Origin of the sequence: Paenibacillus silvestris (assembly GCF_009882985.1) — a bacterium.
In the GTDB taxonomy this organism is placed as follows: Bacteria; Bacillota; Bacilli; order Paenibacillales; family NBRC-103111; genus Paenibacillus_E; species Paenibacillus_E silvestris.
In genome coordinates, this window is record NZ_WTUZ01000038.1 from 112,615 (window position 1) to 138,530 (window position 25,916).

Sequence of the window (25,916 nt, forward strand, 5' to 3'; positions counted from 1 at the left end):
AAAACACCCCTTCGTTAATAAGATAGTCTTATAAAACAGGACCTTCTTCTTACGTGCCAAGAAGAAAAAAAGTTTCATAAACCTTTTCTACTTTAACGAAAAAGGTGCCTATCGTCTAGTGACATAGGTCATATGACCAGTAACATCCTAATTCCCTCAGCGTGACTGAGACATAAGCAGCGCGGCTCCAACGGCTCCTGCGGAGGAACCGAGCGCAGATGCTGCGAACCGGACCGGTCCGCGAATCGAAGGCAAGCAGCGCTCCTCGATCATTTCGCGCATCGGCCCTAACAGAGGCTCCCCGATATGCGACGCGCCGCCGCCAAGAATGACCACCTGCGGATTCAGCAGGTGGAGGATGCTCACGAGCCCGATGCCGAGGGCTCGGCCCGCTTCGCGCAGGATGCCGCTGGCTGCGGCATCCCCTTCCGCGGCTGCGGCCGCGACCAACCGCGCATCCACGCGGTTCGGGTCGCCTCCCGCGAGCCGCACGAGGGCGCCCGCCGCGCCCTCGCCAGCCCGGCGCACGTGATCGGCGCCGCTGCGGCCAATGGCAGTGCCTGACGCATACAGCTCCAGGCACCCCACATTCCCGCAGGGGCAGAGCGGCCCATTTCCATCAATGGAAATGTGACCGAGCTCCCCTGCGTTGTGATTCGTTCCGGCGATCAGGCGCCCGCCGGAGATAATGCCCCCGCCGATCCCCGTGGAGATCGTCACGAACACACAGTCCGGCGCACCTTCACCGGCGCCGGCCAGCCATTCGCCGACCGCTGCTGCGGTGGCGTCGTTCTCCAGCCTGACCGCGCAAGCGAAGCGGTCAGTCAGCACAGCGGCGACGGCGACATCGCGCCAGCCGAGATTGGTGGCGAACGTGACGACACCGTTCGCCGTATCCAGCGTGCCCGCGGTGGCGACGCCAATCCCGCGGAGTACGCCGCGACCACCGGGCGCGGTCGCGAGCAGTCCCTCGATCAGGCTGCCGAGCCGATCGAGTACAGCTCCCTCACCCTGCTGCGCCAGGGTAGGGATCTCTTCCTTGGCGATGATGCGGCCATCGCTGCTAATGAGCGCGGCCAACATCTTCGTGCCGCCAAGGTCCACTCCAACATAGTACTCCTGCAGGAACACGTCTTGTGTTATGACTTCCTCCGTCCATTCCATCTCCTCACTCATACCTCCTGCCTCCATCCAATCGCGTATTGTTCCGACAACGTAACAGGCAGACGACCAACTGGCTTCTCACGCCCCAGCAGCACATTCGCCAGAGATACCATCGCCAATGGACGATTCTCATAACAAGCCAAATACGTCTTCACCTCAGGAAACTCAAGTAAATCATAAGGATTCCTTCCTGCAGCCACGACGAGATGCCGATCATCTTTCTTCGCCAAAGCCTTGACCAGCTGAGTCTGTCCTCGCGAGAAAGCAGCATTATAAGTCACCATAACCACCTGCTTCTTGCCTTCCGCAGCCTCCAGAATCGCAGCAATCTCCGACTCAGAAGGAGATAATCCCACATACACCTCTTGGGCATGTATCCCCGTGAGTTCAGACAATGTGCTGCCTAGTGTTCCCTGTCGCTCCACGACTTCATCGATTTCCGTTCCCGTCTGCACTTCCGTCCAAATCACAAGCGGCGACTCGTTCATATCCAGAAACTTGCCTACTTCGTCCTTCACTAACGTAATGCTTTTACGGCTTAGCTCCTTAGCCAAAAGTTGGTGCTCTGGCGTTGAAATAGGACCCTCAGGAACCGGAGCCAGCTTGTCAAACTGAATATCTCGTTTATATTTATGAGTCATTACTCGCAGAACAGACTCATCAATTCGAGACTCCGGAATACGTCCGCTTTGGACGGCTGCGATCACGGCTTCCATGGCAGCTACTTGGCGATCCAGCGTATGGCTAACCAGAATGAGATCCGAGCCAGCCTCAATGGCACGAACCGCACCTTCAGCTACTCCAATTCCTTCAGAAATCGCCTTCATTTCCAAACAGTCGGTCACAATAAGCCCTTTGAAGCCCAGTTCCTCCCGCAGCAGCTCTGTTAAAATCCGGTAGGATAACGTTGAGGGCACACCGTTTTGTTCCAACGCAGCGAACACAACATGCGCGGTCATAATGGCGTCTACGCCACCTTCTATCGCTTTAATGAAAGGAGCAAGCTCCAGCTCCATCAGCCTCTCCATGCTATGCGGAACAATCGGCAGATCGTGATGCGAATCCTCTGAGGTATCCCCATGACCCGGGAAATGTTTGACCGTCGCAATAACGCCCATATCCTGCAAACCTTTCACAGCATGCGTACCCATGTCGCCGACGATGGCCGCGGTCTCCCCATAGGAGCGTACGCCGATAACTGGATTCAAGCGATTATTGTTAATGTCCAGGCATGGAGCAAAGTTCATGTTCACGCCCATTTGATGCAGTTCCTTGCCCATGATTTTGGAGCTGGCGTACACCCCTGCCGGTGCAAAAGCAGCACCAAGCGCCATATTCCCTGGCAGCAAAGTAGCTCCTTTTTCAATCCGGGACACCATACCGCCCTCTTGATCCACCGCGATAAATAACGGTTGTCCACCGCTGCGCAGGCTCATCTCTTGCAATTCTGCAGACAAATGTGCCAATTGATGCGCATCTTTCACGTTGCGCCTGAAGTAGATAACGCCGCCAAGCCCATACCCCTCTATTAGCTGTGTAATAGCTGGATTTGGCTCCAGGGCATCAAAGCCGCAAATAAACATTTGACCCACTTTTTGACGCAGAGTTAATGGTTTATGCGCATTGCTGGATGTGGATAACATAGTGGACACGCTCCTTGGGTAAGTGGTTAAGCTTTCACACAGGCAATAATTCGTTTCTGCAAAAGAACATATATCAGAAGGGCAGGGACAAGACTGAACATGATAGCAGCGCAAAGCGAGCCATAATTCATATTCAGCTGGTCATAGAAGGCCACCATGCTTACAGGCAGCGTGCGAAATTTCTCTTTGGGCAGGAACAGGTTCGCCATCATAAATTCATTCCAATTGCTAAGAAAATTGAGCATAAACACTGGAATAAGCGGTGGCACCGTAATCGGAACAATGACGCGCCACAACAGCCCGTAGATAGATAACCCATCCATTATGCCCGCTTCCTCCAGCTCACTTGCGATCGACTTGAAAAACGCGCTAATCATGAAAACCGAGAGCGGCAATCCGATCGTTATATAAGGAAGAATCAGAGCGAGAGGCGTATTATACAGATGCATGCTTCTCAGCAGCATATACAGAGGGACGAGCAAAGAGCCAGCAGGCACAAGTAAAGCTACCAATAGAACTCGATGGATGACCTTGCTTAATCCAGGAAACTTCATTCGTGTCAAGGCAAAGGAGGTGCTTGTACTGAGGATTAACGTCATCACGGCTGATATGACCGAAATCACGAGACTGTTCGTAAAATAGTGCGAGACATGCGCGCCTGTCCAAGCGTTCCAATAATTGGACAGCAGCCACTCATGCGGGAAAGACCATGGGAATGCGATGATTTCTTTATTCGTTTTAAAAGAAGAATTAAGCACCCAGCCCAGAGGGAACAGGATGATTCCTATGTACACCATAAGTATGACATGCGGGACGGTACCGCGGAGAGAAATTGCTTCGCACTTGATCCAACTCTTCAAAACCGCACCTCCTCTTGCTTCGCCGTCAACCAGCCAAACACGGAAGTGAGCACACCCGTGAACAGAAGCATGAGCAATGCGATGGCATTCGCATAGCCATACTCGCCGATCCGGTACGCCTTTTTGTACATATAAGTTGCCATTACTTCCGTTATCCCATAGGGATTCCCACCTGTCATCACAAAAACGATATCCAGAGCTTTCATCGCCCCAGTAATCGAAAGCAAAATCATTACCATGATGACAGGACGTAAGAGCGGCAACATGATCGACCATGCTTGACGAGAGCTCGACGCGCCATCCATTTCGGCTGCCTCCAGGATCGTTTTGGGGATGGCATAAATCGCAGACAACACGAGAATCACATAAAAGCCAACCCACTGCCAGGCATTCGTGACGAGCACAGAAATCATGGCTGTCGATTCATCAGCTAACCACGTATGCTTCCATGCTCCCAAACCTACAGCTTCAAGCAACTGATTCAGCAAGCCCGCTTCTGGATGATAAATGAATCCCCACAACACGCCGACAACAGCTGTCGATAGAATCGTAGGGAGGAATATCATGGTCTTATACAAGCCCGCCCAGCGCCGAATTCTGCTCACTACCAGAGCTAAGAGAACAATGAACGGGATCTGTACACCAATAGAAAAAGCAATAAAATACAAGTTGTTTCGCACTGCAATCCAGAAATATTTGTCCAGAAACGCTTGCGTGAAGTTGTCTAGTCCATTCCACTTGGCAGGTAGGATTCCGTTCCATGCCGTAAATCCGTAACGCATCGACATCAGCATGGGATAATAGAAAAAGATCACCAGCAATAGCAGCGTAGGTACTGTAAAAATGGCGTAAGCCAAGGGGTTTCTTCCTACTTTGTTCATGGTTCATCCCACTAATTCGTATGAGTTTCTTCCTTATTTGAAGCATCTTGCTGCTTCTGTATGTCCGTCATCAGCGTGATTGGATCTGTTCTTCCGCCCACCAATTCCTGCATACCGCGTTCCAATTTCTCACGGACCTTGGTTTGAATGCGCGAGTCGAAAGCAGGGAATGCCCCTTTGCTGGTTGCAAACACATCCAAAATTTGCGTAATCAACGGATTCACATTGTTCGTATCCTGCAGCTTCATCGCTGGCGGCATGCCTTCTTCGACCAGCTGTCTTTTTTGCATCGACTCATTGTACATTTGTCTAATGAATTCTTTAATGGCATCAAGCTGCGCCGGGGTAACTTTCTTCGAGAAGCCATAGGCATTTGACCACCCGCCATTGATGAAGCCATCTCCAGGGCCGCCCATGTCTGGGAAGCTCATGAATCCTACATCGTTTACGATGGCAGACTTCTCCGGATCAAGCAGCGGCGTATTGGCCCAGCTGCCGTCAAACATGAACGCTGCCTCTCCGCTGCTGAATTTGTTCTGCTGCTCGGCATACGAAAGCGCTAAGCTGCCCTCTTGGAAGTATCCTTTTTTCACGAGCAAATCGTACTTCTCAAACGCATTCACGACATCCGGATCTGTCCAATGTTTGCTTCCATCCAGAAAGCCTTCGACCGAATCGGGCCCAGCCGTACGCACCCACATGGTGTTGCTCATCATGTTGATAACCCACGAGTCTTTGGCTGCCAGCGCGAATGGCGTTATCTTCTGGGCTTTCAGCTTAGCCGCAGCGTCAAGCAGCTCATCCCAAGTCTGGGGCGGTTTAATTTGATGCTCCGATAAAATCTTTTTATTATAATACAGGCCCTCGACATATCCGGCCATCGGGATTCCATATACTTTACCGTCTACTGTAAACTCTTCAAAACTGTAGAACTTGTTCGTTAAACCCAATTCACTCAAAATCGGCGTCAGATCAAGCAGTCTATTCGCTTTGACATAATCCTTCGTATCCGTCCCACCGAACAAGTCGAAAATTTCCGGTGGATTCCCGGCAGCCATCTCAGCTCTCAGCTTTTCAAATCGATTCACCTTGTCCTCTACGCCATCCAGTGTAATCGACAGGCCAGGCACCTTCGCCTCCGTGGACTTCACAACTTCCTGAAGCATCGCCAATCGCTTCTTCTGTGTATCTTTCACTTGCGTGTGACGGATCGTCAGCAGGATCGGTTCGCTTTTTGCCCCTGGGGTGGGCCCTTCGTTGTTTGGGCTGGATAGGTTGAAGCTGCTGCAAGCTGACAGGATGAACAATACGGCTACAACCCCTGTCACCAGTAACAACGTTCTTATTTTCATCTTTCTCGGGTCTCCTTAGGCTTGCATGTTAAGTATAAAATAAGGACGGGTCATCCTAAAGACCGATAAATTCCTTATATAGGGGCAAAATTCTCTACTTCGGCTCCATGCGCTTCTCCCGATACTCCGAAGGAATCTCACCCGTAAATTTCTGAAATACTTTGGTAAAATAACGGCGTTCCATGTAACCGACGGATCGTCCGATATCGGTAATATTTTTATCGCTATGCAGCAGCATCGATTTCGCCAGCTCCATCCGGTGCTTCGTTACATATTCAACGAAAGTTTCCCCGAAATGCTGCTTAAATAATAAGCTAAAATAGCTCGAAGAGATGCCGAGGGAGCTCGCAATATCTTCAATGCCGAAATCATTCGAATAATGGGTTCGAATATACTCCTTCGCCGCCGTCATCAGAATCTCGCTGTTCTTCTTCTTATTCGTCCCTTCCAGTCCGATGGCTGCGAGCTGCACCATCACTTGAAGCAGGTGCTGAATGCTCTCGCTTTTATCCAATTGGCGCCAGACCTGCTCTTCTTCCTGTGCATCGAGGGAATTCATCTCGCGCAATTCGCGAAGCACATGCAGGATCAGGAAATGCAGCATCTGATACGCTCTGGCAAAAGAACTATTCGGCAGCCCCTCCAGCAAGAATTTCAGCCGATTCAGAGCGTCCTCTGTTTTCGTACGATTCAGCTGCTTGAGACCGGTCACAATCTCCTCGACCAAATACCATAAGGAGCTGTTTGCGTCCGTCGACTCTTTGGATTCCTTATAGAGCAGCACTGACTCCTGTTTATCCAGGTTTAACTGCATGAACCGCTGCAGCTTCCGATAGGTATCGGAGAGTAAGCGCAGACCGACAGCACTAGGGTAAAAACCCACACTAATGCCTAGTTTGACGGATTCGCGGACATCCCTTTGCAATTTTATTGCCACTTCCTGCAAATTAGACTGCATCTGGGTTTGCTCTGTTAGTGCTTCCACAGCTTGAGTTCCCATGTCCTCTTCCCCGCCAGTGTCCCATTGAATAAGCAGGCACCATTCGCCTTCACGCATCTGTAGAACGGAATATTCGGCTTTGTAGTCAGCTAGTGAATCTTGCATAACATTTCGGACGGCGAAATTCCACAGCTTTCGCTCTTGCTCTGACCAAGGCAGCGACTTTTGCGAATAATCATCCACATCGATCATCATGAACGAGTACCTCATAGTTTCCAAATCCTTATTATCTATGGGAAGCAGCGTATGCGTAGAAATTTCTGTACAGTTCATGAGGACGTCCTGCAGGATTTTCTCATAGGCCAAATTTTTCATTTTGCCCCACTTTTGCTGCTCTTCCTGCTTGATAGCCTTGTTTTCCCTGACTTCAAGAGCCAGCTTACGAATGCAGTTTTCTAACTCTTCGTAGTTAATCGGCTTTAATATGTAATCACTAACACCTACCCGCATGAGCGAGCGCGCATACTCGAAATCCTGATAGCCTGTCACCATCAGCACTTTGCATGCCTCGTTGATTTCACGCAGCTTTTGGACGAAAGTAATCCCATCCATCAAAGGCATCCGAATATCGCTCATCACCATATCCGGTCCATACAGGCTGGATAGCTCCAGCGCCTCGATCCCGTTCTTGGCTGTCCCTACAATATCAATGTCCAGCTCATCCCACGGAATAACCGCCTGTAAATTACGCAAAATATTAGGCTCATCATCCGCCAAAATCGCTTTTAGTCTCACAGGCCTGCCCCCTTTGTTTTGGGAATTACAATCTTCATCGTCGTCCCATGTCCTTCCATGCTGCAAATAAACATGCCGTAGTGCGGTCCGTACTGGATGCGTATGCGATCAGCTACGTTGCTGACGCCTAGACCTCTACGCTCTTCATTGACATTTGCGTCTAAAATTTCATGAAGTGGCGTTTCCAGCTCCGTTTTATAATGAAACTTAGCTAGTTTCTCATTGGAAATACCAATCCCATTATCCGTGACATACAGCCCGATCCGCTCCCCTTCGTCAAGGAGTTTGATCGAAATTTCACCCATGTAATCAATAGGCTCGAAGCCATGCTGCAGAGCGTTTTCTACGAGTGGTTGAAGTGTAAGCTTCAGAACGCAGTAATCCAAAATCTCAGAGTCTGATTCAATTTCATAGCGGAATTGGTCTTCAAAGCGGAATTCCTGAATTTCGAGGTAACTCTTGAGATGATCAAGTTCTTGTTTAAGCGAAATCTCTTCCCTGCTCTCCATGCCGATCCGCAGCAAATTGCCAAGTCGATACACCATTTGACTGACTTTCTTCCCTTGGTTTTGGATTGCAAGCACATTAATAGACTCCAGTGTATTAAAAAGAAAATGCGGCTTAATTTGCGCTTGCAGCAGCATGAGCTCTGCCTTATTCTTCCGATCCTGCTGGCGTTTGACTTCTTCCAGAAGGTCCTCGACCCTGACTACGAGACTATTAAAACCTCTGGCTAGCGCCGTAGTTTCATCTTTGCCGCTTTCCTCCATCCGCGTCGTCAGGTCACCGCGTTCTACTTTTTTCATGGCGCCCAGCATGCGCAGAATTAACTGAACAATGCGGCGAACAAACACGAGATTATAGACCAAAGCAAAAAATAAACAGACAAACGTAATCCCAGCGACCAGCTTCATGATCGTTTCGATTTCTCCCGCCACATACTTCCATGACGTTATCGATACAACGCTCCAGTCCTGCACACCCATTTGATTAATATTTAAATGATAGAGAGAAACTAGACTTCTTTCATTTTGAAAAGTAGCCTGAAAACTCCGGTTGCTCTGCCGTAGATCCAGCTTGCCTTGCAGCAGTTGAAGCACATTCGCGCCTTCCAAATTCATCTTATTGTCATAAAAAATAAGTCCGCTCTTATTCACAAGCAAGTAACGCTTCGAGCTGTCTTCATTCGTATTAAAAGATTTGAAAATTTGATCGAGCTCATTAAATTTAAATTTCAGGAGCATATAGCCTAGATTGTCCATCGTCCAGAAATCCTTAACCAACCTTGCTTGATAGAACTCCCCGCGGCCAGCGCCCAGCTCCTTATATTCAGAAGGCCCAATCCACATGGGACTCCCATTCAGTTCTTTGATCTGTTCAAAAGCTGTGCTGCTCGACAACGTTTTCCATGGCAGCGCATTTCCGCTCGTTCTCCCCGCGCTGAAGGATTTGCCGGCATTGTTATAAATGACAACCGACTGGATCGGTGAATAGGTCAGAATTGAGCCGCGCAGCAGCGTATCAAACGTGTTCAAATCATAGGACGACGGAGCTTCTTCGTTCGGCCTAACCTCATCGATCGTGCGATAGATGCCCTGTATGCTGTCCTTAACCATCCAAAAATCCGAGAAATAATTTGCTTCTTTGAACATGTAATAAATGTTGCGAGAAATCGCCTGCAGCGTAACTTCGGTTAAGTCACCGTATTTCTTCTCAATTAGCTGTTGGGATACGGTATAGACGGCCGTGCCCAGCACGAACAAAGGGATAATGATAAAAAATAAAAATCCGATAAACACCTTTTTGTTCAAATTCATCGACGTTTGGCTGACCCCTTCTAACCCGAATCAGGCACCCTTCTAATGCTGGTGCCTTTCCCCTGCTTTTATCATTATCATCGACCCATTATCATTGACCCGTCTCATCGTCGGATCGAATTTCGGGTTCCACCGTGACTTCTACGTTGCCTTTAAGTGCTTTACTGATCATACATGCTTGTTCAGCCCTATAGGCTGCTCTGTTTATTTTATCCAGTTGATCTGGGGAAGTATGAACGGGGACAGAAATGAGTGGGCGGTGTATGATGCGATTCACTTTCATCGCTGGACTGTTCTCAACGTAAATCTCCGATTTCAGTTCAAGCGAAAGAATACCTTGGCGCTTCACCAACATGCCAAGCGTGATAAGATAGCAAGTTGCTGCTGCCCCAAGCAGGAGCTCTTCGGGATTCGTGCCGATACCAGGTCCATCTAGCTGGCTTGGCACCGAAATCGACGCAGCCAGATTACCTGCTCGAATGTGCCCTGTGCCGTCTAAACCGCCGGTCCACTCTGCTTTCAAATCAAATCGATGCTCACTCATCGGTATCACTCCTTATTTAATGTTGCTGCGGATGGCTCTTGAGGTTTGCTGGACTGCTGCGCTTGCGCTTCATCTCCGCCACTTATATGCAGCCCAATTACGCCCAATATGATGAGCACAATGGAGATCACCTTGAGCGTGGAAATGGACTCATTGAACCACCAAATGCCGATGATCGTAATCAGTGCTGTCCCTACTCCTGACCATATGGCATAGGCCAAAGAAACTTCCAGCTGCTTCAAAGCCAGCGTAAACAACGTGAAACATATGATGTAACAAATCCCCATCACGACTGCGGGACCCACCTTTGTAAAACCAAACGACATCTTCATTGCTGTCGTGCCTATCGTTTCAAATAGGATTGCCAGCAGCAGGAACGTCCAATTCATATTCCAAACCATTTCATCCATCCTCTGCACTAATCTTGATGCTCTCATTGTAAAGGAATGGAGGTCGTTTCACCAGTTCGTTCATAGGCAAAATCAATTAAAAAACCGCCCCCGCCCTGTGATCAGGGCAAGAACGGTCTTGTTAGCGCAATGGATGAAGGCTGCTCACTTCGTGTGATAGGCGCTTCTATAGGATTGCGAATATTGATCTCTATGAAAATGCATGATTCATGTGTTGGAATCAAAACAATGAAAGCCCTACCTCTCTTCCATCCTTGCGGCTCCAATGACCGCGCCAGTACGAATTGCTTTACAAACACCTGCTGCCGAAACACGATGACACTGCCTCGGGTTTACCAGAAATGAGCTGATTTTACTGCGTCATTGGGAGAAATTACAAACAAGGAGAGGGGGTTACTTTCTACTCGCTAATCGTCCGTATGGGGGTAAATGAGGTTTAGCCTAAAGTGTTTATATGGTTCACTTCAATCAATCTATCTAATATACACGAATGATACGCAAGTGTCAAGATCATTACTTCCTAGAAGCTAGTTGTGGTATTATGGAATTAATTAACAATCCTATCGTTTCATTCGGCTGTGAAGCACACGCCGCTTTTCTAGATCCAGCATGGACTGCTGCTGAATTTAGGGAGGCGGCTTATTTTATTCCTAATATATTGGAGGCTACCATCATAGATGAGAAATATAGCATTGCACTAGAGAATCTCCTTAACAAGCATCTTGCCAAAAGAAAGGGAGAGAGCGCTCGCAGACTCAAGGAAGGCCTTGGCCATGCTGAAGAAATCTTTCTTCGACAGGTTTGGTGGCCCGCTTTCGGCAACTTTACGGATTTACACCCTGAGTATGAGGTGAAAGATTTTCGGGATGGGACCCGATTTCTTGACTTTGCTTTTTTGCGGCACTCCCTTAAGTTGACCATCGAAATCGATGGTTATGGGCCGCACGCCTCGCAGATCAGCCGTGCCCAATTCGCTGACCAATGGATTCGCCAGAACCATCTCATCATCGACGGCTGGAAGATCCTCCGCTTTTCCTTTGATGATGTCAAAACCCGCCCCCGCATGTGCGAACAAATGCTGCAGCAATTCATGGGACGATTTCTGGGCTGGGATGCTTCAAGCGACGTTAAGCTCAGTTACGTGGAGAAGGAGGTAATTCGTTTTGCTCTCAATATTGGAAGAGCCTTAAAACCAGACGATATATGCACATTACTAAACTTTGGCTCACGTAAGTCCTACCAAATTCTGAAGGCGATGACCGATAAATCATTACTTACACCTGCAGGGGATGGTAGAAAGTGCATTCGCGGTTACAACTTACATGAACAAGCATACACAATCTGGGAGAAAAACAATTGCTAACACTCCAGCGTGAGCGGCCTTCTCGGCTGGCTCGCGCTTTCTCTTCCTCCGCCCCTACTCCGGAGACGGCCTTTTCGGCTCTCTCGCGACCAGCTGCCACACGGCCGAATGCACAGCGCCGCTGAGACGACCTTCTCGGCTGGCTCGCGCTTCTTTTCCTCAGCCCCTACTCCGGAGGCGGCCTTTTCGGCTCTCTCGCGACCAGTTGCCACACGGCCGAATGCACAGCGCCGCTGAGACGGCCTTCTCGGCTGGCTCGCGCTTCTCTTCCTTCGCCCCACCTCCGGAGGCGGCCTTTTCGGCTCTCTCGCGCCCGACCGCCTCACGGCCGACTGCCCAGCGCCGGCTGAGACGGCCTTCTCGGCTGGCTCGCGCTCCTCTTCCTTCGCCCCACCTCTGGAGGCAGCCTTTTCGGCTCTCTCGCGCGAAGCAGCGCCCGCCACCAACAAAAACAAAAAACCGCGAGCCTAAGCCCGCGGTCCCAAACTACACCGTAAATTTCTGCAGCGAAATTTGCAGTTCCTCTGCTAGTCCTGCAAGCGACTTAGCCGAATTCTCGATTTCCTCGGTCGTCGACATCTGCTGCTGGCTGGCAGCAGACGTCTCCTGACTGACGGAAATCCCTGTTTCCGAGACGCTGCTGACAATGCCCATCACGCGCTCAATACGCACGTTGGCATCCACCAAGTGGTGAATGTTCTGGTTCACACTCTCCACCTTCGCGTTGACTTCATCAACGGAAGTCTCGATGTGAATGAACGACTCTTGCGCCTCGCCAGAAATCATTAGTCCAGCCTGCACTTTGACCGCTCCATCTTGCATGGAGCTTACCGCGTGATTAATCTGTCTCTGAATCGTAGAGACCAGATTCGTGATGTTGCGCGCTGACGAAGCGGATTGCTCCGCAAGCTTGCGCACTTCACCAGCAACAACCGCGAACCCGCGGCCTGCTTCGCCAGCACGTGCAGCTTCAATCGCCGCGTTCAGCGACAGCAAATTGGTTTGCGTGGAAATATCATTGATCACATTGACGATCTCGCCAATTTTATGAGCATTTTTCCCTAATGCTTCTATGACGCTATTCACTTCTTGTACGGCTTCCGAAATCTCGCCCATCTGGCCTGCGATCGATACGACAGAACGTTTGCCATTCTGCGCGGCAGCCGTGGCTTGTACAACAAGTTGGGCTACTTCTTGTGCAGATTCATCAATCAGCTTCGTGCTCGTCAGCATTTGCTGCACAGCCTCATTCGCTTGATTCACACCCGCAAACTGCTTCTCAAAATCTTCCGACAGCTGCTGACTCGACGACGCGACCTGTTTGGCAGCTTGCGAGCTTTGCTCCGAGCTTGCCAGAAGTTCTTCTGAGCTTGCCGAAAGTGTCAGAGCGTTGTCAGCAATTTGCGACACCAAGCTGCGAAGGCTTCCCGTCATAACGTTGAAGGAACCCGTTAATTTACCAACTTCATCTTCATATGGATAATCCCCTTTGACGGAAAGATCTCCGCTGGCCGCTTTCTCCATATGCTCCTGCAATTTACGAATCGGAGTCGTAATAATCATAGTCAATGCCATCGCGTTCAAAGTCATCACAACAATGGCGATAATTACCGTGAGAATGATGACCCAGTGAGAAGTTCTAGAATCGTTGCTGCTTGTTTTCTGGAAATTTTCAGCCGCGGTCTCTTTCAGCTTCACCAATTTGTCGAGTGCTGCGATCGTCTTGTCACCATGCGGAGACACCTCATTGTTGTACACCTGGTAGGCAACTTGATTATTCTTCGTTGCATGATCGATCGTCATTGTGACGATTTCGCGGTACTTCTTATTCAGCTCTTCAAAATCCTTGAAAGCAGCCGTCTCTTCCTCCGTTACCCTGATTCCTGCCAGTTTCGTGACAAGTTCCTGGTTCATGGCGCTGTTTTCATCCAGTTTAGTCTTCAGTTTACCTTTATATTTCATATCGACGGATAACATCATTTCGAGCAAATTCGATTCCGTTTCATTAAAATTCGTTTTTAATTGATTAATCCATTTGACAGATAACAAACTTTCCTCGTACATTCTAGTAGAATTACTAGACATCTTATCCATGAAGTAATAACCCGTAATACCTACAATCAGAAGGAATAAAATAGCAATAGCATTCATGAAAAGCAGTTTGTAACGTAATTTCAGATTGCGAAGGACGGACAGATTGGCTTTCACATTTCTTGCGTTCTTTCGTTGATTCACATTCAAACTCATGTTGAATTTCAAAGTCCAGTTCTCCTCCCGACATGCAGATCCCCTAAGAAATGTTAGATTACCTTACATGGAAAATATTAATTTACCTATGGTTTATTTTACAAACATGTGCACGTTATGTAAAGACAAAATTCGCCAAAATACGTTTATCTATAGAACTTTTCTCCTAGTTAATTACGACCACTTTAATCTATAGATCGGGGATATTGTTATGCAATTAATAGGATTTATTATCAATCCGCTTTCCGGTGATGGCAGAGGAGCTAACATCTGGAAGGAGATTGAAACGCATCTACAGATGAACCAAATTCCGTATGTCTCCAAAATAACGCAAAAGGCTGGCGAAGCCAAAGAGCTCGCCATCTCTATCATTCAAGAACATTCGGTTAAGAAACTTATCCTAATCGGTGGGGATGGAACGATACATGAGGCCGCCTCGGGGCTAGCACATCTGCAAAAAGAAGGAATTCACTGCAGCCTTGCAGTCATTCCAGCGGGAACCGGCAATGATTTTGCCAAAGCTTACAGCATTCCCAAACAGCCGCTTCAAGCACTCAACACTGCCATAGCCGAGAAAAAGAAGGTACAAATCGACCTCCTCCGCGGCCTGAATGAGCTCATTGCCGTCAATAGCATTGGAGCCGGATTCGATGGAATGGTAGCCAAGCTAACGAATGAGTCCAGCTACAAAAAATATTTGAATCGCCTCGGACTTGGCAAACTGTCTTATTTTCTAACGATTCTTCGCGTATTCGCCACCTATCAACCTTGCACTGTCTGGTTAGAAGTCGATGGTACTGTTCATGAGCTGCCACATACGTGGCTCGCTGCTGTAGCCAACATTCCCTTTTATGGCGGCGCGATTCAAATATGCCCATCTGCCTCGCCTCACGACGGCATGGCTGATATCGTCATCATTCAAAGCAGAGGGCGCTTCCGGCTGTTACCTGTTCTTTTCACCGTGTATCAAGGCAAGCACACTAATCATCCTGCTGTTTCATTTTATAAAGGAACATCCATTTCACTTCGCACACAAAAACCTTTGCTCATTCAAGCAGATGGCGAATACGCGGGGGCTACACCTCTGCAAATTACCTTAGAGCCGGCATCTATCACTGTTATTTGCTAAACGGATAGTTTCAAACGCTCACGCTGGACTATCAAGTACACAACGAAACCAGCGAGGATACACGCAATCCCTGTAATCGACAGGTCCGGTGAAAGCCCATCCTTGGATATTTGTGTATAAAGACCTACTCCAGCAAGCATCATCGCATTTTCCAGGAAGTTTTGAACAGCAATCGTTTTCCCTGCGCCGACCATTACCTGGCCTCGATCTTGCAGGACGGCATTCATAGGGACAATAAACACGCCGCCGCTGAATCCTACAAGAAGAAGCAGCCCTATTGTTGTATACAAATTAGTGATTAGTGGGAACAGCATCATGCAGATGATCATGAGGATACCGAATATAAATGAATTATAATATCGTCTGGCTGGAACTAATTTCGGCGTCATCAGTGCCCCAACCATGATCCCTACGCCGGTTACAGCGACAAGCATTGAGATCTGATCGATGGACTCGATGCCAAGATGAGCTGGCACCCATGCGATGATCGCCAACCGAACAACCGAAGACGTCATCCAGAATGAGCCTGTGCCGACAAGCGAGAAACGAGTGGCGCGGTCTTTCAACAAAGCGCTCATGTCAGCAAGGAATGTTCTGGCTGCCTTCCCATAGCGGATCGACGGATCGCCTTGCATCTTCGGCATTTGCAGTGTCAATTGCAAAGATAACAAGTACAGGGCGAGGCAGGCGATCATCGAACCTGACAGCGATATTTTAGCCAAAATACCCCCACAAACAGAACCAAGCAAGATGGCCATGATCGTATAACCTTCCATGCGTGCATTGGCTCGGAGAAGTTCATGATCAGAATGCGTAAGTGCAGGCAGAATGCCATATTTGGCCGGTGAATACACCGCAGCGCCTATGCCAACGATCCCATAACTGACAGCCGGGTCCACATGAAAGAACATCGCGATAATACCGATGCTTTTGATGGCATTTCCGACGAGAAGAACGCGGGATTTGGAGTTTTTATCAGCAACAGCACCGACAAAAGGCGCCAATAGGACAAAGGCAACTAGAAATGATGCTTGAACAACACCGATGTAATAATCGGGAAAAGCATTCTGCTTAATGATAGCCAGCGTAATAAAGAGAATCATATTATCGGCAAAAGCGGAAAGAAATTGGGTTAGGTTGAGTGTCTGAAGCGGTTTCATTTTCATATTATTTCTCTCCCTTAAGATGCATGATGCTCCTCTAGCGCAATTCGCTTAATGGTGACATAATCTACTTTTCCGCTGCCCAAAAGCGGCAATTTCTCCACGTAGCGCAGCTCGGAAGGCATATAAATTCCCGGATGTCCTCGCTCTTTCATCGATTCTCTAAGAAGCTGAAGCTGAGTGTCCGCGCTATTGTGGTACACCACAATCCGCTCTCCCTTTCGCGCATCTGGAACAGCAACGGCAGCGCACACCGCTTGCGCCGGCAAGCTGGACGATACGAGTTCCTCGACCATCGGCAGTGACACCTTTTCCCCGCCAATTTTGGCAAAAGACTGCATCCTTCCTTGTATCGACAGATAGCCTTCTTCATCGATTTGTACAATATCTCCACAGCTGTACCACTCTGGGCAAGGAACAAATCCCTGTCCATGGATCAAATATCCTTTCATCACATTAGGACCTCTGACAAGCAAATTGCCGCCAAGCTCGATGCCATCCACTTTCTCGATCCTCACCTGAATACCTGGCAATACACGGCCTACAGTTCCCTTTTTAACATACATAGGTGTGTTGAGCGAAATAACAGGTGCTGTCTCTGTCGTGCCGTAGCCCTCTAGAATCCGAATGCCAAATTTATCGGCCCAAGTTTGACGGACTTCCTCTTTCAGCTTCTCGGCGCCAGCCACGACATATTTCAACGAACAGGCGAAATCATAAGCATGTGCCGTTCTCGCGTAAGCAGATAGAAACGTTGATGTACCGAACAAGATCGTAATATTCCGGTCGTACACAATCTCTGGGATCACTTTATAATGCAGAGGATTGGGATACATGACCACCTTCATGCCAGAAAGAACCGGCAGCATCGTCCCCGCTGTTAAACCGAACGAATGAAACATGGGCATCGCCCCAAGTAGAATATCAGCAGCATTGAAAGCAATCACTGCCTTGGCCTGCCCGATATTAGCAAAAATATTTCGATGGGTTAGAACAACCCCCTTCGGTTTACTCTCGCTCCCAGACGTGTAGAGAACAACCTCAGTCTCCCCATCCCCGACGGGTCCTTGCGTTTTCCTCAAGAAATGACGGATTCCTGCCCATTTATGTTTAAAAGCAATACTCTCTTTAAGCTCTTCAAGATAGATCACCGAATAAATTCCGCTTGCACGATGGATAAAATCAGTCAAACCCGCCTTCTCGATAAAAGCTCGAGATGTAATTATCGTTTCGGCAGATACGGTTTCGCAGGCGTCCAGCATGGCGTTTTTTCCTGCCGTATAATTCAAAATCGCCGGTGTAATGCCTAAGCGGAATAATGAAAATAAAGTGACGACATGCGCCGCCGCATTCGGCAGCAAGACAGCTGCGCGCTTCTGATTCCCCAGCAGCTCTTTCAATCGCTCCGCCATCGTATAGGTGGTTAATATCAGCTTGCGGTAACTTATTGACGTGTCCGATATGATGTCATCACAAATCATTTTTGAAAATCCGTGTTGTTTGGCAGCCATGAGCAGCTCATTGAATAAATTAAGCTCCGGCTTCATTCGACTGTCCACCAAATGATTCTGCATTCGGCTGGCGATGAGTTCCGTTGCCCGCTCCTTCTGAACTCTTCTCGTCAGTTTCTCATTCACAGGCACTTGAAAAGATTCCCCAATCGTGATGCTCACAGCCGGAAACCAAATCTGTTTCATTTTGCCGCGAAGATACGAAAATTTGGAATATTCCAGCCCACTAATCGCAATCGGCACCATATGAGCCTCAGATCTGGATGCAATGTAACCTATTCCGCCATACACCTTCATCATGCTTCCAGTGGTCGATATACGCCCCTCCGGGAAAATGACCAGCGGCGTACCGCTCTGAACCGTTTTGAGCATTTTCCGTACGGAGTATGGGTTGAGTGGATCTACTGGGATATGTGTACGAAAATGGAGCGGCCAAGCAAAACGTTTGGCCATTCGTGTATTCACGACAAAGGCAACTTCCTCGGGAAGGATCAACGCTAGCAGAACAGCATCCAGCAAAGAAACATGGTTAGGAATGAGCACCGTTTTATCTGTAAAATTAAGCTGCTGCAGTCCTTTCACTTTTACACGATAACAAGCTAGAATGACAGGACGCAGCAGTGGAAGCAGAAGCCTTAACAATACAATAAACAACCATTTGATCATGGTGACTCCTCCTAAGCGTTCGCATGGCAAAGCTGAGAAAACCTTGGTAAACCTATTAAGAATCCATTCCTTTTTGGGCTTCTCTTAATACCAGGTCATAATCCCATTGTATGCATTTGCTGCGCTTCTGATAGTACTAACTTTACCTAGTACTACTCGCCAATCCTCGCTGGATTCCCGCTACTGCAGCCTTTGCTGCCCTCCTCTCCCCTGCACATCTTATGAAAAAAGGACCACAGCATCCGAAATGCAGTGGTCCTTCTTGCGGCGTATTCATTTCGTAACTTCATCGTTAATGCTAGTGTATTCCCCTCGGACTCCCAGAAGAACTGGGAACGCCAGCGTCTACCGCTCACTCGCCTTTTAATAACTCATTAAGCTTGGCTGGAAAGTCCGTAATAATGCCCGTAACGCCAGCATCGATCATCTTCTGAAAATCCCTTACAACGTTCACTGTCCATGGATACGTGGCTAATCCTGCTTCTGCTGCCGATACCCCATCTTCTTTTTCAAAATGATGATGTTGAGGGTGCAATGAGTGCACCTCGACCCCGATTTGCTGTGCATAAGCCGCATGGTCAATCAGGTTGGCAGCATACAGAAGTCCTACTTTTACCTCAGGCTCAGCCAATTTGATCCGCTTAATCACTTTGTGATCAAAGGAGGAAATCACCACGTCTTCCATTCTGCCGCTTTCACGCAAAAAGGCAAGCAGTGCCTTCTCCATCCGTCCTTCATAGGCGTACTTCACTTCCACATTGATAAGAAAACCACGCGGAACCATCTCAAAAACCTCCCGCAGAAGAGGCACTCTTTCCCCAATGAAAGCATCGGAAAACCATGAACCAGCATCGAGTTCTTTGATTTCATCCCAGTTTTTTTCGCAAATAAGGCCAGTGCCATTCGTCGTGCGATCAAGTGTTCCATCATGACATACGACGATTTCGCCATCTTTCGTGAGATGTACATCCAATTCAATGCCTTCTGCTCCTTGCTCGAAAGCGACTGCAAAAGATCTTAATGTATTTTCCGGTGCTACCCCGGCTGCTCCTCTGTGGCCTATGATAATTGGTTGATGTGTGCTCATTTTTCGTAACACGCTCCTTACATCATTATGTTTATCCTCAAATTATAGTAGAGCAGGTCCGCTTTTGCCCAGTAGGTATTCGTAAATGTTATGTAAACAAGCTGCTAAAATTCACAAATCATTTATACCTATTTAACACTGGTCAAATAACAGAACGTTAAGCTAATAGAGATCTAACTAGTCTAATAATCTTTATGGAGGGCACTGAATGAGTACGCTGGACCAAGACTTAACAATAACAAATGCTCCAAAAAAAATAACAACACGTGCTGAGCTCCCACCTCGTTCCATGTTCATCTCGAAATGGTCAGAGACGCTGCTTGGTTATATTTTCTTATTCCCGTCATTACTGCTTTTCGGCGTATTCCTGTTCTATCCTTTGATTCAAACTTTTTATCTCAGTATGCACGAAACCGACCCTAGAGGCAGGGTGGCTTCCTTTGTCGGTTTGGATAACTTTACGGCCATTTTCACGTCAGAGAAGTTTTATAAAAGCTTAGAGGTCACAGGCTTATTCACCATTTTGACGGTACCGACCTCCATCGCTCTTGCGCTTCTGCTCGCAGCTCTTACACACAATCAGCTAAAAGGCATGCGTTTCTTCCAATTTATTTTCTCGCTGCCTGTCGTTCTGTCTGTAGGAACCTCCTCTGTCATCTGGATGATGCTATTTCATCCTAGTGTTGGCATGCTGAACTACCTGCTGCAGCTTGTGGGTTTAGAGCCTGTTGCTTGGCTAACAGATCCGAGATGGGCACTGCTTTCCGTCTCCTTAATGACCGTGTGGATGAATCTTGGCTTCAATTACATCGTTCTTTTCAGCGGCCTGCAAGGCATCCCCGATGAAATTTACGACAGCGCCAAAATCGACGGATCCGGTCCAATTCGGACGTTTGTACAAATTATTTTACCACTACTTTCACCGACAGTGTTCTTTGTCACGATTGTATCAATCATCGGCGCTTTCCAATCCTTCGGACAGATTCATATTCTGACCAAAGGCGGACCTGTCAACTCCACCGATGTGCTTGTTTATAACTTATATCAAGATGCTTTCATTAACTTCCGGTTTGGGACTGGAAGCGCGCAAGCCCTTGTTCTGTTCACCATCATCCTGATCTTCACCTTTGTGCAATTCAAAGTGTTCGAAAGGAATGTGCATTATCAATGACCCGTCCCTTACAAAAAACGATCATCTATGTCTTATTGGCTATCTCAGCCGCTCTTGTGCTGTATCCGATCTTTTACACATTTTCAGCTACTTTCATGACACCTGATGAAGCTTCGGCTTATCCACCTCGTTTCTTGCCAAGCGGTTTCTACGTGGGAAGCATTATAGCCGTCTTTAAGCTCGTTCCTATAGCCAAATTTATTACAAACAGCTTCATCGTCTCCTTGGTCATCATGATTGGGCAGCTGATGACCTCCTCGATGGCGGCATACGCTTTTGCCAATATTCGTTTTAAAGGAAAAGCTTTCATATTCTCATTATTCATGGCAACGATGATGATTCCTTGGGAAGTCACGATCATACCGAATTATTTGACTATCAAAAAGTGGGACTGGCTCGATAGTTTGCAAGGCCTAACGGTTCCTTTCCTGGCGACAGCATTCGGTACCTTCCTGTTGCGCCAATTTTTCTTGCAGCTGCCCAAAGAATTATTCGAAGCGGCACGTATCGACGGTTGTGGTCATATCCGCATCTTTTTCCGCATCGTACTGCCTTTGGGAAGACCTGCACTTGCTACACTTGCTGTTTATGCCTTCCTGAACGCATGGAATATGTACCTCTGGCCGCTGCTCATTACGAACAGTGAAGAAATGCGGACTGCACAAATCGGTATCGCCATGCTGCAATTTGAAGAATTAACCGTGTGGAATCTCGTCTTGGCAGGCGTAACAATCGTCCTTTTGCCATCGCTTATTCTGCTCGTACTTGGTTTAAAGCAGCTCGTACGCGGACTTACCGCTGGAGCTGTGAAAGGCTAATCTTGTTGGCTGCTCTGCGCAGCTATGAAGCTGTGTCAGATTTCCATAAATAAAAATAAGGTTAAAAAAGGGAGAGAAACAAATCAATGAAATCCGTAAACATAAGAGTCACTGCTCTGACAGCGACAGCTATCATGATGATGCTTGCTAGCGCATGCGGCAAAGCAGAAGTAGCTCCAGCTAGCAGCAGCACTGCACCAGCAAGTACAACTGCCGCTTCAACAGCTCCTACGAAAGCCGCAGAGCCAGTTAAAGTCATCTGGTGGCACTCCATGAGTGGCGAGCTTGGTCAAGCTGTAGATAAACTAGTAGCAGATTTCAACGCTTCCCAGAAAGATGTGCAAGTTCAGGCTGTGTTCCAAGGTACTTACGATGAAAGCTTGAATAAAATGAAGGCTTCCATGGATACCAAAAGCGGTCCATCCCTCATTCAAGTTTACGAAATCGGTTCCCGTTTCATGATCGATTCCAAGGCCATTACACCGGTTCAAAAATTCGTTGATGCCGATAAATTCGATCTTTCACAGCTCGAAGAAAACATTTTAAACTACTACAAAGTTGACGATAAATTGAATTCTATGCCTTTTAACACATCAAACCCAATCCTTTACTACAACAAAGACATGTTCAAAGCTGCTGGATTAGATCCAGAGAAACCGCCAACAACGTACGAAGAAGTGGCTAAAGCCGCACAAGCACTAAGCAAAGATGGTAAAGCTGGCGCTTCCTTCGCTATTTACGGTTGGTTCATGGAACAGTTCTTCGCTGGTCAAGGTGCAGAATTCTTGAACAACGGAAACGGCCGTACAGCCGCTGCAACGGAAACTACTCTAAACAGTGAAGCAGGCCTCAAAACATTGTCCTGGTGGAAGGGCATGGTTGATAACAAGTCCGTTATGAATCTTGGACGCAAAACCGATGATACGAAAAAAGCGTTCCTTGCTGGTCAAGTTGCGATGACACTTGATTCTACAGCTTCTTTACGTGGTATTGTTACAGGTGCTGAAGGCAAATTCCAAGTTGGAACAAGCACAATGCCTAAACCAGCTGATGCCAAAGACGGCGGTGTCGTTGTTGGGGGCGCAAGTCTCTATATCTTGAACAACAAATCCGAAGCTGAGCAAAAAGGCGCTTGGGAGTTCATCAAATTCTTGACGACTCCAAAAACACAAGCTTGGTGGAACGTTAACACGGGCTACTTCCCAATTACGAAAAAAGCTTATGATGAGCAGCTTATCAAAGATAACTTAGCGAAATACCCGCAATTCCAAACAGCTATCGACCAGCTTCACAACACAAAAGCAAACAAAGCAACGCAAGGTGCGGTCATGGGTGTATTCCCAGAAGCTCGTCAACTCGTTGAAACAGCTATTGAAGAAGCGCTCACAGGTAAAAAAGCACCGAAAGATGCTTTGGATGCTGCTTCCAAAAGCATCGCTGAGAAGCTTGCCGCTTATAACAAAACAGTAAAATAAAGCATTGACCTTTTCAATCTAGAAGCATATACTTTTATTCAACTTCTATATTCGATCGTGCCTATGATGAGAATCCAACTCGGAGGCGTTATCGCCAAGTATGCTCCTTGCAGTAGAGTCATGCTAAGTTAACCGGCACCGCCCGTTACCGCGGAACCAAGTGGAGAAGCATTCAAGTAGTGTTTCTTAAATTGGGTGGCACCGCGAGCAAACGCTCCTCGTCCCAATCGGATGAGGAGCGTTTTTTTGTTGGCCAAAATTCGGTAATGGGAGGCAACACACATGCATGTAACAAACCGCAGGTACAATTTCAATCCAGGTCCAGCCGCACTACCTTTAGACGTTCTGGAAGAAGCTCAGCAGCAATTTATCGATTATGAAGGCAAAGGAATTTCACTGCTCGAAATGTCGCATAGAAGCCGTACAGTCGAAGAAATGAATCATGAAACTCAGACCCTCCTGCTCTCACTGCTGGATTTACCAAAAGGGTATGAAGTGCTCTTCATGGGCGGTGGGGCAAGCACGCAGTTCGCCCTCCTTCCGATGAATTTCTTAGCCCCTCATCTTACAGCTAATTATGTTTTAACTGGCAGCTTTGCAGAAAAAGCTTATAAAGAAGCCTCCTATCTAGGTCGCACGCATGTCGCGGCAAGCTCCAAAGAGCAAGGTTGGCGCGGCATCCCTGACTTGGGTACTAAAGATCTCAGCCGAGACGCCGCCTACGTGCATATCACCATGAACAATACCATCGAAGGATCACGTTATGCCGAGATACCTGAAGTCGGTGACACCCCTCTGGTTGGCGATATGACCAGCGAAATCCTAAGCCGCAAGCTGGATCTTCAGAAGTTCTCGATGTTCTATGCCGGCGCCCAGAAGAATCTTGGGCCTGCTGGTGTCACGGTCGTCGTTATCCGCGAAAGCTGGCTGGAGCAAGCTTCCAAGGAAATCCCAGAAATCATGCGATACAGCACATTTGCTACAAATAAATCCCTGTTCAACACGCCTCCCGTTCACGCTATTTATATGACCAATCTCGTGCTCAAATGGGCACATAACCAAGGTGGCGTGAAACAATTAGAACGCCGCAATCTTGCAAAGGCTGGTCTCATTTATGACGTTATCGATGCGAGCAGCGGTTTCTATCAAGGGATTATTGATCCAAAAGACCGTTCTCCCATGAATATCACTTGGCGCTTAGGCAATGAAGAGCTTGAACGTCGTTTTATTCTGGAATCCGAGACTCATGGCTTTGAGGGATTGGCTGGGCACCGCAGCGTTGGCGGCCTCCGCGCCTCCGCCTACAATGCGGTCCCTGATGAAGCCTGCCAAGCTTTAGCTGCGTTCATGCTTGATTTTGCCCGCAGAAACGGTTAAAACAAATAAAAGAGTCCCGTAGAGCGGCTTGCGCCATGCTCTCGGGACTTTTTATCTAAAGGTAATAGAAACCGCTCTACGGGTGCTTATTTCCCAAGTTGGTGAATCGGGTGTCCAAGCGCGCCTTCAGCTGCATCCATGATCATTTCTGTCAATGTAGGATGTGCATGAATGGTAAGGGCGATATCCTCCAGGTTAGCACCCATCTCAACAGCAAGAGCAAGCTCGCCGATTAAGTTTGATGCTTCTGGACCCACAATTTGACCACCAAGCAATTGGCCTGTTTCCTTGTCGCCAACAAGCTTCACGAAACCTTGTCCTGCGTTCAAAGAGTTAGCGCGGCCATTAGCTGCGTATGGGAATTTACCAATTGTAACGTTGATACCTTTTTCTTTTGCTTCTGTTTCACTCAAGCCAACACCAGCAATTTCTGGATCGGAGAATACAACAGCAGGCATTGCTTTGTAATCAACGATGCTAGAGTGACCAGCGATAGCTTCAGCAGCCACTTTCGCTTCATAAGAAGCTTTGTGAGCTAGAGAAAGACCAGGCACTACATCACCAATCGCAAAGATGTGCGGGATGCTAGTTCTGCCTTGGTTATCAACTTCGATCAAACCACGGTCTGTCAATTTCAAGTTAATCAGATCAAGACCAAGCTCGCCATCTGTGTTCGGACGACGACCAACAGTTACAAGAACGTAATCAGCTGTTACTTGTTTCTCTTCGCCTTTCACTGTGAAAGTAACCGTTACGTCGTTCTCTGTTTTCGTGCAGGATTGTGCTAGCGCTTCTGTATGAACTTCAACGCCAACTTTCTCCAGATTGCGTGCTACAAGCTTCGTCAATTCTTTCTCGAAGCCTGGCAGTACGTGATCTGATCCTTCCAAAACAGTTACTTTGGTACCGAACTTCGCGTAAGTTTGACCAAGCTCGATTCCGATGTAGCCGCCGCCGATAACGATCATGCTTTTCGGAACTTCAGGCAAGTTCAAAGCTTCCGTGGAAGAAATAATTCTTCCACCGTAAGGGAAGGCTTTCAGCTCAATCGGACGGGAACCTGTCGCGATAATACAGTGCTTAAAGCGATAACGCGGAGCTTCTGCATCGTTGAACACACGTGCTTCGTGCTCATTGATGAACATAACTTCACCTTGGAACGTTTGAATTTTGTTGCCTTTGAGCAGCGCGCCAACGCCGCCCGTTTGCTTAGCAACAATGCTGTTTTTCCAAGCTTGTACCTTTGCAAAGTCCACTTTCACGTTCTCTACAGAGATACCCATGCTGTCAGCGTGCTGCGCATGCTCATAAGTATGAGCAGCGGAGATCAGCGCTTTGGAAGGGATACAGCCGCGGTTCAAGCAGACGCCGCCCCACTCCGATTTATCTACAATAAGTACACTTTGACCAAGTTGAGCTGCGCGAATGGCAGCTACGTAACCCCCTGGTCCTGCACCTATGACTAGCAAGTCAATATCAAGAGAAGCATCTCCCACTACCATG

At 47.9% G+C, this 25,916-nt stretch carries 20 protein-coding genes; 6 read left to right on the forward strand and 14 right to left on the reverse strand.

Annotated elements, in window-relative coordinates; genetic code table 11:
• Nucleotides 1–156: 156 nt before the first annotated feature.
• The 9 genes from GQF01_RS29020 to GQF01_RS29060 all read right to left on the reverse strand — a co-directional run bounded on the left by GQF01_RS29020 (nucleotide 157) and on the right by GQF01_RS29060 (nucleotide 10,397).
• Entirely contained in the window at nucleotides 157–1,176 is a 1,020-nt protein-coding gene (locus GQF01_RS29020) for an ROK family protein (RefSeq protein WP_161410434.1), read from the reverse strand.
• Complete coding sequence (gene nagZ, locus GQF01_RS29025; protein ID WP_161410436.1) at nucleotides 1,173–2,807, reverse strand: beta-N-acetylhexosaminidase; 1,635 nt, start codon at nucleotides 2,805–2,807, stop codon at nucleotides 1,173–1,175. Before nagZ ends, GQF01_RS29020 begins: the two co-directional genes overlap by 4 nt.
• 26 nt (nucleotides 2,808–2,833) lie before the next feature.
• Nucleotides 2,834–3,667, reverse strand: coding sequence for a carbohydrate ABC transporter permease (locus tag GQF01_RS29030; RefSeq protein ID WP_235960626.1), 834 nt, complete (start codon nucleotides 3,665–3,667; stop codon nucleotides 2,834–2,836).
• Complete coding sequence (locus tag GQF01_RS29035; protein ID WP_328803555.1) at nucleotides 3,664–4,524, reverse strand: carbohydrate ABC transporter permease; 861 nt, start codon at nucleotides 4,522–4,524, stop codon at nucleotides 3,664–3,666. Before GQF01_RS29035 ends, GQF01_RS29030 begins: the two co-directional genes overlap by 4 nt.
• Before the next feature lie 35 nt (nucleotides 4,525–4,559).
• Nucleotides 4,560–5,900 (reverse strand): extracellular solute-binding protein, encoded by a 1,341-nt coding sequence (locus tag GQF01_RS29040; protein WP_161410440.1) that lies wholly within the window; start codon nucleotides 5,898–5,900, stop codon nucleotides 4,560–4,562.
• A gap of 94 nt (nucleotides 5,901–5,994) precedes the next feature.
• A complete protein-coding gene (locus GQF01_RS29045) occupies nucleotides 5,995–7,635 on the reverse strand; it encodes a response regulator (RefSeq protein ID WP_161410442.1) in 1,641 nt (546 codons plus the stop codon).
• Nucleotides 7,632–9,452: a sensor histidine kinase gene (locus GQF01_RS29050; protein WP_161410443.1), complete on the reverse strand. Its 1,821-nt coding sequence runs from the start codon at nucleotides 9,450–9,452 to the stop codon at nucleotides 7,632–7,634. Before GQF01_RS29050 ends, GQF01_RS29045 begins: the two co-directional genes overlap by 4 nt.
• Before the next feature lie 91 nt (nucleotides 9,453–9,543).
• Nucleotides 9,544–9,996 carry an OsmC family protein gene (locus tag GQF01_RS29055; RefSeq protein WP_161410445.1) on the reverse strand — a complete coding sequence of 151 codons (453 nt, stop codon included), beginning with the start codon at nucleotides 9,994–9,996 and terminating at the stop codon, nucleotides 9,544–9,546.
• A gap of 5 nt (nucleotides 9,997–10,001) precedes the next feature.
• The gene (locus GQF01_RS29060) at nucleotides 10,002–10,397 is read right to left on the reverse strand and encodes a DMT family transporter (RefSeq protein ID WP_235960628.1); all 396 of its coding nucleotides are present in this window, start codon (nucleotides 10,395–10,397) and stop codon (nucleotides 10,002–10,004) included.
• Between the two features lie 550 nt (nucleotides 10,398–10,947).
• Between GQF01_RS29060 and GQF01_RS29065 the strand changes: the two genes are divergently transcribed.
• Complete coding sequence (locus GQF01_RS29065) at nucleotides 10,948–11,769, forward strand: PDDEXK family nuclease (protein WP_161410448.1); 822 nt, start codon at nucleotides 10,948–10,950, stop codon at nucleotides 11,767–11,769.
• Between the two features lie 486 nt (nucleotides 11,770–12,255).
• On the opposite strand, the gene GQF01_RS29070 is transcribed toward GQF01_RS29065, so the two are convergent.
• Nucleotides 12,256–14,028: a methyl-accepting chemotaxis protein gene (locus GQF01_RS29070; RefSeq protein WP_161410450.1), complete on the reverse strand. Its 1,773-nt coding sequence runs from the start codon at nucleotides 14,026–14,028 to the stop codon at nucleotides 12,256–12,258.
• A gap of 199 nt (nucleotides 14,029–14,227) precedes the next feature.
• On the opposite strand from GQF01_RS29070, the gene GQF01_RS29075 reads away from it, so the two are divergent.
• Nucleotides 14,228–15,145: a diacylglycerol/lipid kinase family protein gene (locus GQF01_RS29075; protein WP_161410452.1), complete on the forward strand. Its 918-nt coding sequence runs from the start codon at nucleotides 14,228–14,230 to the stop codon at nucleotides 15,143–15,145.
• Here the strand turns inward: GQF01_RS29075 and lplT are convergent.
• From lplT to GQF01_RS29090, 3 genes are all read right to left on the reverse strand, one after another.
• Nucleotides 15,142–16,311 (reverse strand): lysophospholipid transporter LplT, encoded by a 1,170-nt coding sequence (lplT, locus tag GQF01_RS29080; RefSeq protein WP_161410454.1) that lies wholly within the window; start codon nucleotides 16,309–16,311, stop codon nucleotides 15,142–15,144. The genes GQF01_RS29075 and lplT overlap by 4 nt on opposite strands.
• Before the next feature lie 14 nt (nucleotides 16,312–16,325).
• Nucleotides 16,326–18,485, reverse strand: a complete 2,160-nt coding sequence (locus GQF01_RS29085; RefSeq protein WP_161410455.1) for an AMP-binding protein — start codon at nucleotides 18,483–18,485, stop codon at nucleotides 16,326–16,328.
• 352 nt (nucleotides 18,486–18,837) lie between these two features.
• Complete coding sequence (locus GQF01_RS29090; protein WP_161410456.1) at nucleotides 18,838–19,572, reverse strand: glycerophosphodiester phosphodiesterase; 735 nt, start codon at nucleotides 19,570–19,572, stop codon at nucleotides 18,838–18,840.
• A gap of 289 nt (nucleotides 19,573–19,861) precedes the next feature.
• Between GQF01_RS29090 and GQF01_RS29095 the strand changes: the two genes are divergently transcribed.
• The 4 genes from GQF01_RS29095 to serC all read left to right on the forward strand — a co-directional run bounded on the left by GQF01_RS29095 (nucleotide 19,862) and on the right by serC (nucleotide 24,413).
• Nucleotides 19,862–20,743, forward strand: coding sequence for a carbohydrate ABC transporter permease (locus GQF01_RS29095; RefSeq protein WP_407945434.1), 882 nt, complete (start codon nucleotides 19,862–19,864; stop codon nucleotides 20,741–20,743).
• Nucleotides 20,740–21,561, forward strand: coding sequence for a carbohydrate ABC transporter permease (locus GQF01_RS29100; RefSeq protein WP_161410458.1), 822 nt, complete (start codon nucleotides 20,740–20,742; stop codon nucleotides 21,559–21,561). The genes GQF01_RS29095 and GQF01_RS29100 overlap by 4 nt, the downstream gene beginning before the upstream one ends.
• Nucleotides 21,562–21,698: 137 nt before the next feature.
• Nucleotides 21,699–23,036, forward strand: a complete 1,338-nt coding sequence (locus GQF01_RS29105; RefSeq protein ID WP_407945435.1) for an ABC transporter substrate-binding protein — start codon at nucleotides 21,699–21,701, stop codon at nucleotides 23,034–23,036.
• A 282-nt stretch (nucleotides 23,037–23,318) separates the two neighbouring features.
• Entirely contained in the window at nucleotides 23,319–24,413 is a 1,095-nt protein-coding gene (gene serC / locus GQF01_RS29110; RefSeq protein WP_161410462.1) for a 3-phosphoserine/phosphohydroxythreonine transaminase, read from the forward strand.
• Nucleotides 24,414–24,499: 86 nt separating this feature from the next.
• On the opposite strand, the gene lpdA is transcribed toward serC, so the two are convergent.
• The gene (lpdA, locus tag GQF01_RS29115; protein WP_161410464.1) at nucleotides 24,500–25,915 is read right to left on the reverse strand and encodes a dihydrolipoyl dehydrogenase; all 1,416 of its coding nucleotides are present in this window, start codon (nucleotides 25,913–25,915) and stop codon (nucleotides 24,500–24,502) included.
• Nucleotide 25,916: the final 1 nt, after the last annotated feature.